The 7116-nt window shown below is 61.9% G+C and carries 9 protein-coding genes; 6 read left to right on the top strand and 3 right to left on the bottom strand.

The genetic code is table 11. The features are described 5' to 3' along the window. The coding region (locus tag M0954_RS04815) for a peptide MFS transporter (protein WP_297351907.1) at nucleotides 1-1133 on the bottom strand (1133 nt) is incomplete at its 3' end. 503 nt (nucleotides 1134-1636) lie between these two features. On the opposite strand from M0954_RS04815, the gene M0954_RS04810 reads away from it, so the two are divergent. Then, on the top strand, nucleotides 1637-2209 hold the full coding sequence (locus M0954_RS04810) for a cupin domain-containing protein (protein WP_122156702.1): 573 nt from the start codon (nucleotides 1637-1639) through the stop codon (nucleotides 2207-2209). Between the two features lie 23 nt (nucleotides 2210-2232). On the opposite strand, the gene M0954_RS04805 is transcribed toward M0954_RS04810, so the two are convergent. Continuing rightward, the gene (locus M0954_RS04805; RefSeq protein WP_297351905.1) at nucleotides 2233-3111 is read right to left on the bottom strand and encodes an IclR family transcriptional regulator; all 879 of its coding nucleotides are present in this window, start codon (nucleotides 3109-3111) and stop codon (nucleotides 2233-2235) included. Nucleotides 3112-3259: 148 nt separating this feature from the next. Continuing rightward, the gene (locus M0954_RS04800; RefSeq protein ID WP_166660888.1) at nucleotides 3260-3415 is read right to left on the bottom strand and encodes a hypothetical protein; all 156 of its coding nucleotides are present in this window, start codon (nucleotides 3413-3415) and stop codon (nucleotides 3260-3262) included. Here M0954_RS04800 and M0954_RS04795 point away from each other — a divergent pair. From M0954_RS04795 to M0954_RS04775, 5 genes are all read left to right on the top strand, one after another. After that, complete coding sequence (locus M0954_RS04795) at nucleotides 3414-4505, top strand: ABC transporter ATP-binding protein (protein ID WP_123386278.1); 1092 nt, start codon at nucleotides 3414-3416, stop codon at nucleotides 4503-4505. The genes M0954_RS04800 and M0954_RS04795 overlap by 2 nt on opposite strands. After that, a complete protein-coding gene (locus M0954_RS04790) occupies nucleotides 4498-5475 on the top strand; it encodes an ABC transporter permease (protein ID WP_133894154.1) in 978 nt (325 codons plus the stop codon). The genes M0954_RS04795 and M0954_RS04790 overlap by 8 nt, the downstream gene beginning before the upstream one ends. 22 nt (nucleotides 5476-5497) lie before the next feature. Further along, a complete protein-coding gene (locus tag M0954_RS04785; RefSeq protein WP_133894153.1) occupies nucleotides 5498-6292 on the top strand; it encodes an ABC transporter permease in 795 nt (264 codons plus the stop codon). 23 nt (nucleotides 6293-6315) lie between these two features. Beyond that, nucleotides 6316-6732 carry a (2Fe-2S)-binding protein gene (locus M0954_RS04780; RefSeq protein WP_297351909.1) on the top strand — a complete coding sequence of 139 codons (417 nt, stop codon included), beginning with the start codon at nucleotides 6316-6318 and terminating at the stop codon, nucleotides 6730-6732. After that, on the top strand, nucleotides 6729-7116 hold a 388-nt coding region (locus M0954_RS04775), incomplete at its 3' end, for an FAD-dependent oxidoreductase (RefSeq protein WP_297351903.1). The genes M0954_RS04780 and M0954_RS04775, both read left to right, overlap by 4 nt.

Below are 7116 nucleotides of genomic sequence, written 5' to 3'. Positions count from 1 at the left end.
GAGGACACCCGGCCGTCCACCGCATAACGACCGCTCACCGCGTAGACGAAGAAACCCGCTGCGACAACCGCGAAGCCAATCGCATACTTCACCGCCACCGACACATCGTTGCCGCTCTTCGCCGCCCGCGTGTACATCACCGCGAGAATCGGGCTCAGCAGCATGATCCAGATCGGATTGAGCGCCTGGAACTGAGCCGCGCTCCACGTGAAGAGCGAGGTGCCGAGCACGTAGAAATGCGGATCGACGTTGCGAACCGCAAACAGCGTGAGCGATGTGGACATCTGCTGATAGAACACGAAAAACAGGATCGCCTGCAGCGTGAGCACCAGCGCAGCAATCAGGCCGGCGCGTTCCGACTGTTCGCATTTCGCGAGCATGTAGCCGAAGATCGCCAGGATTGCGACACCTGCCGCATACACGCAGGCCACGGCGATCGCCTTGTGCTGCAGCACGAACATGGTTGCAAGGCCGAGCGCGGCGCCGCCGATCAGCACCATGCCCACGCGATCCCAGCGGATCGGTTCGGAGTCCGGTGCAGAACCCACATGCGCCAGCGTGCGGAACATGATGAAGTAGTTCACCACGGCGAGCAGCATGCCGCCGCAGCACACGGCGAAGGCCGCATGCCAGCCCCAGTGATCCTTGATCCACGGCGTGGCGAGCATCGACACCGTCGAGCCGATGTTGACGGCCATGTAGTAGATCGTGAACGCGCTATCGATACGCGCGTCGTCGCCTTCATAGATGCGGCGCACCAGATTCGCCGCATTCGCCTTGAACAGGCCATTGCCCACGACGATCACGCCAAGCGAGCCATACATGTAGCCGAGCTGATCGTTCGGCATCGCCAGCATCAGATACCCGCAACACAGCACCAGCGCGCCGAACACCATCGTGCGGCGGGCGCCGAGAATCTTGTCGCCGATCCAGCCGCCGACAGACGGCGCGGCATACACGAGCGCCGTAAACGCGCCCCAGGTGAGCGTGGCGTGACTATCGGTGAAGCCGAGCTTGTCGATCATGAACAGGACCAACAGCGCGGCCATCCCGTAGTAGCCGAAACGCTCCCACAGCTCGATCAGGAAGACGGTCGAAAACGATCGAGTCTGGGATACGGTTGAATTCATCATTTATCTCGTGTTCTTGGCAGCAGCGCACTTCGGTGAGCACGCCGCTCGTATTTCCGCGTCCAGGATCGCTGTGTGCGGGATTTCAAGGAGCAAGCGAACCGAAAGCTTATGCCGCTTCGCGAGCGCTCGCGATTCTCCTGAGTGCCAACCCTCGCGTCACTCAGGGAATTCACTGATGCAGGTAACACCACGTAAGGGCAATCGCACATTTTTCCCGCGCCTGCCGCGCGATATCATCCATTACTCCAAACTCGTCGCGTAATTTAAGCGCCAGATGCACGAATGGTGCGAATTCCAAATAGACGCTGCTATCCTCTGCTGCGCTTGCGGACGGCACCCGTCAGTGAGCAAACTGCCGACCAGATTGGGCTTCTGGCAATATAGAGAGTTTATTTCGAAAAAAAACGCCCCCGGGCATACTCGCGCTATTGCGATGGCCTACAAGGCTATCAAACTTTGTTTACTTAAATCAAACATATTTTGACGGGCTGATTCATCTCGCTATGGTCACGAAAACTGAAAACAAAAATCCGGCCCTCGAGCTGGGTAGCAAGATACGCGCGCTGCGGCAGCGTCTGAAGCGCACGCTCGATGACACAGCGACAGCAGCACGCATCTCCAAGCCTTTTCTGTCGCAGGTGGAACGCGGCCTCGCCACCCCGTCGCTCACGTCGCTGGCGGGGATTGCCAGCGCGCTCGGCGTCACCGTGCAGTACTTTGTCGACACGCCCAGCGAAGAACGCTCGGTCAGCCGCGGAGACCAGTTGCGGTTCTTTGGTTTCGCCGATTCCGCGAACCTGTTCGCGCGCCTGACCAACCTGACCGGCGGCCGGCAACTCGAAGCGATTCTTGTGAAGATGCCCCGCGGTCAGAAACGCTCGGAGGTGAACACCCATGCGGGCGAAGAGTTTTTATATGTGATCAGCGGCAAGGTCTCGCTGACACTGGAAGGCAAGACATTCGCGCTGGAAGCAGGCGACAGCGCGCACTACGAGTCGACCGTCCCGCATAGCTGGGCCAATACGGCGCGTGGCGAATCACTGGTGGTTTGGGTCGGGACGCCCAGATTGTTCTGATAACGTCAACCCGGCGCCGTCGCTCAGGCAACCCGCTCGTTCGTCATGACGCGTGAGAGGCCATGCATTGGCCGACGCAGTGCCACATCGAACGGATTGGTCTGCGGTCCGAGTGCCTGAGCCTGCCGCCGCAGCAGTTCGACCACCATTGGCAGGCGGTCGTCGCCCAGGCGCGCGGCCAGCGTGCCGACGCTAAGCGCCGCCACCGCCACGCCGGTGCGGTCGAGAATCGGCACCGCCACGCCGGCCATGCCGTCCAGCACGCCGCTATTGCGGCCCGCGTACCCGAGTTGCCGCACCCGTTCGATTTCGGTGCGCAAATAGACTTCGTCGAGCACGCCGTAGCCCCGAATGCGCGGCACATTGAAGCGGATGATTTCCTCACGCTCGGCTTCCGGGAGAAACGCCAGAATCGCAAGACTCCCCTGCCCGACGCCAAGTGCCACGCGCCCGCCAATATCGCCAGTGAACGAGCGAATCGGGAACGGCCCTTCGCAGATGTCCAGACGCACCGCGTCGAAGCTGCTTTTGACCAGCAGGAAAATCGTGTCGCCAAGACTCGCGCACAGTCGCAACAACGCCGGCCTGCACAGCGTGCGCATGCCGCTCGGATTGCCCGCCTGAGCCGCGAGCGCAAAGAACTCGACGCTCAGACGATACAGCTTCGAATTCTCATCCTGCTCGACCATACCCTCCGCGATCAGCGCGTGCAGGATGCGGTGCACCGTGCCCTGGGTCAGCCCCACAGCCTTCGCTAGCCGGGTGACGCGGCCGCCATCAGGTTGCGCATCGGCCAAGGCGCGTATGACGGCAAACGAGCGCTGCAGCATGCCCGTGCCGGGTCCGTCGGGAGCATCGGCCGTGTCGGCATGGGGACCCTCTCGCTTTGCGGCAGCATTCATGATTTTCCCTCAAACTTATTTCACTGTTCGGAACACTATAAAGATTTTTATTCATCAATGGAATAGCGGCCCGGCGCTAACAGATACGTATCTTCCTCCACATATTAGGGATTCCTCGCGCATCACGGAGTGGAACAAAGCACTACCCTCAAGACAAAATAATTTCATTGAACGGAATTTTTTCTATTCTTATACCGCCAAACGGAATTTGCATTTGACGACGCACAATTTGGCTAGCTAGAGTCGGCTCCATCAGAAGCGTTGTCGATTCAGCCGGTGCCGAGCCACCGAAAGGCCAGATCATGTCGTTCCTCACACTCACGGACGTGACGAAAACGTTCGGCGACCTGCATGCCGTCGCCGACGTCAATTTGTCGGTGGAAAAGGGCGAATTCGTTTCGCTGCTCGGTCCGTCCGGTTGCGGCAAGACCACCACGCTGCAGATGATCGCGGGCTTCGTCGAGACCACACGCGGGCGCATCGTGCTCGATGGCCGCGACATCACACACACCAGGCCTAACCAGCGCGGACTCGGCATCGTGTTCCAGAGCTACGCGTTGTTTCCGCACATGAGCGTCGCCCAGAACGTCGCCTTCGGCCTGGAAATGCGCAGCATCGGCAAAACGGAACGCGCCGAACGGGTACGCGAAGCACTGGCGCTGGTGCGGCTCGACACGCTCGCGCACCGCTTTCCACGCGAACTCTCCGGCGGCCAGCGCCAACGTGTGGCGCTGGCGCGCGCCATCGTCATTGCGCCGCCCGTGCTGCTGCTTGACGAACCCATGTCGAATCTCGACGCCAAGCTGCGCGAGGACATGCAGTTCGAACTGCGCGCGATCCAGCGCAAGATCGGCACGACCACCATCATGGTCACGCACGACCAGTCGGAGGCGCTCTCGATCAGCGACCGCGTCGTCGTGATGGAGGCGGGTCGCATCACGCAGGTCGATACGCCGTATCGCGCGTATGAACGCCCCGAAAACCACTTCGTTTCGCAGTTCATCGGCAAGGCCAACATGCTGCCGGGCAAGATCGTCGCGCGCGATGGCGACGATATCCGCATCGACCTCGGCCATGATCTCGCCGAAACCGGCAATACCGCGCAACTGCCGATGCGCGAGCGCGTCGTCAACATCGGCGATGCCGTCACTCTGTGCATTCGCCCTGAAAAACTGCGGCTCTGCGCAGCGGGTGCGGGACGGCTGTCCGCCACCGTCACCAGCCGCTTTTTCCTGGGCAGCCAATGGCTATACCGGGTGGATTCAAAGCTTGGCGAGGTGCTGGTGTGCTGCCAGAACGAAGGTACGGAACCGCTGCCGGAAGGCGCCACGGTCGGCGTGGACTGGAATAGCGACGCGATCCGCTTCGTGCAACGGGAGGCGCGCCATGGCTAGCGCGCCGCCTCTTTCCTCTGATAACGCGGACAACGCCGATAGCGCACGCAACGCCAACGAGAGCGGCAACGGCAGCAACGGCGATAGCGGCCAACGTGCGGGAAGCACACGCCGCGCGCCGTGGCACGCCTTTGTCCCGCTATGGCTGATGTGCGCGCCCGCCTTTCTGCTCTTCGCGGCGCTGGTGCTGATTCCGCTCGCGATGACGCTTGTGCTGACCTTCTACCGCTTCGATGCCGCGAGCGGTCCGATTGCCGCGTTCCAGTTCGGCAACTACGCGGAAGTGTTGACGTCGAGCTACTTCCACACGATCTTCCTGCGCACCTTCGGCATTGCGTTCGTGACCACCTTGTTGTGCGTGGTAATCGGCACGCCCGAAGCCTACGTGCTGTCGCGCATGCGCGATCCGTGGCGCTCGCTGTTCCTGCTCGTGATCCTCGCGCCGTTGCTGGTGTCGGTGGTAGTGCGGGCCTTTGGCTGGAGCATGCTGCTCAATCCGAACGGCCTCGTGAATCAGGCGTTCGCCCTGGTGGGTCTCGGGCCATACAAGCTCGAATACACGACCTTCGCGATTGTCATCGCTCTCGTGCACGTGATGCTGCCGTTCATGGTGATCCCCGTCTGGACCGCCCTGCAGAAGCTCGACCCGCAAACCGAAAACGCCGCGCTTTCGCTGATGGCCTCGCCTGCCACGACGCTGCGGCGCATCGTGTTGCCACAACTGACGCCGGGCATCCTGTCCGGCAGCCTGATGGTGTTTGGCCTGTCCGCGAGCGCCTTTGCGATTCCGGGCCTGCTCGGTGGAAGGCGCCTCAAGGTGGCCGCCACTGCCGTCTACGACGAATTCCTCAGCTCGCTGAACTGGCCGCTCGGCGCCACCATCGCCGTGCTGTTGCTGATCGCGAACCTGATCGTGATGTTGACCTACTACCGGCTGCTGGAACGCAGGTACGCCCGGAGCATGGGCTAATCCACCAGACGACGAGACTACGATGAGAAAAAACGGCCCTCTCGCGCTGATCTTTCATGCGCTCGTGATCCTGTTCGTGCTGGCTCCGCTCGCGATTGTGGTGCTAGTCGCCTTCACGCCCGACGAGACACTGACGCTGCCCACGCACGGCTTCTCGCTGCGCTGGTTCCGCGCGATCCTTGACTACCCCGACTTCATCTCGGCGTTCTTCAACAGCCTCAGGCTAGCCTTCGCATCGGCCACGCTTTCGCTGATCGTCGCGCTGCCAGCCGCACTCGCCATTGGCCGGGCGCGCTTTCCTGGACGCGGCTTTCTGAACGGTTTGCTGCTGTCGCCGCTGGTGATTCCCGGGCTCGTTCTGGGCATCGCGTTGCTGCGCTTTTTCGCGCTGATCGGCGCAACCGGCTCGTTCGCATGGCTCGTGCTGGCCCACATGATCATCATCACGCCGTTTGTGATGCGGCTCGTGCTCGCCTCGGTCAGCGGGCTCGACCGCAGCGTCGAGCATGCGGCCGCGTCGCTCGGTGCGGACGCATGGACCACTTTCCGCCGCATCACGTTTCCGATGATCCTGCCTGGCATCACAGGTGGATGGTTACTCGCTTTCATCAATAGCTTCGATGAACTGACGATGTCGATCTTCGTCACCTCGCCGCAAACCGTCACGCTGCCGGTGCGCATGTACATGTATGCGACCGAATCGATCGATCCGATGATGGCCTCCGTCTCCGCGCTGGTGATTTTCATCACGGCCAGCGCGATGCTGCTGCTCGACCGCGTGTATGGGCTCAATCGTGTTTTGATCGGCCAGCACTGATGACCTCTTCTGCCTTACCTACTATGTCCGGCACGTTGCACGCACCTGAATCTTCCGCTGAACACCACCCGCAATTCGTACGTGTCGCAGAACTGCGGCGCGCGCCGCTTGCTTTCGTGCTTGATGGCAAAGCGGTTAGTGCCTTGAGCGGCGACACTGTGCTGACCGCGATCCTGACGCAGCAGCGCGAAGTCCGTCGCAGCGAATTCAGCGGTGAGCCGCGGGCCGGCTTTTGCCTGATCGGCGCGTGCCAGGACTGCTGGGTGCGCAGCGAAGATGGCTCGCGTCTGCGGGCCTGTTCCACTCTGCTCGCTGAGGGCATGCGCATTGTTACGCGCAGTGCTGTGCCGGCTGGCTATGCTGCGAATGCTGGTGCTGATGGTGGTGCTGGTGACGTGCGTGATGCTAACAACGTAGCCGCCGACGGAGCCGCGTCATGACGCACGAACAACGCGTGGTGATAGTGGGCGCTGGACCAGCCGGCGTGCGCGCCGCCGAAACGCTCGTCGCAGCCGGCGTGCGCCCCGTGGTGCTCGACGAAAATGCCCGCTGGGGCGGCCAGATTTATCGCCAGCCGCCCGCCAATGCCACATTCGAACGCACGAAACAAACCCTCTACGGTTTCGAAGCCCGCAAGGCCGACGCCGTGCATACGACAATGGCCGCCCTGCTGCCGCATCTGGACTACCGCCCCGACACGCTTGCGTGGTCCTGTGGGCGAGGCCGCCTCGACACGTTGCACGCCGGACGCGAAACCGGCGTGCCGTTCACGCATCTGATCATCGCCAGCGGCGCCACCGACCGCGTGCTGCCCGTGCCCGGCT

The sequence above is a fragment of the Paraburkholderia sp. genome (assembly GCF_026225065.1).
GTDB lineage: Bacteria > Pseudomonadota > Gammaproteobacteria > Burkholderiales > Burkholderiaceae > Paraburkholderia.
This window is presented reverse-complemented; position numbering and strand designations above follow the sequence as displayed.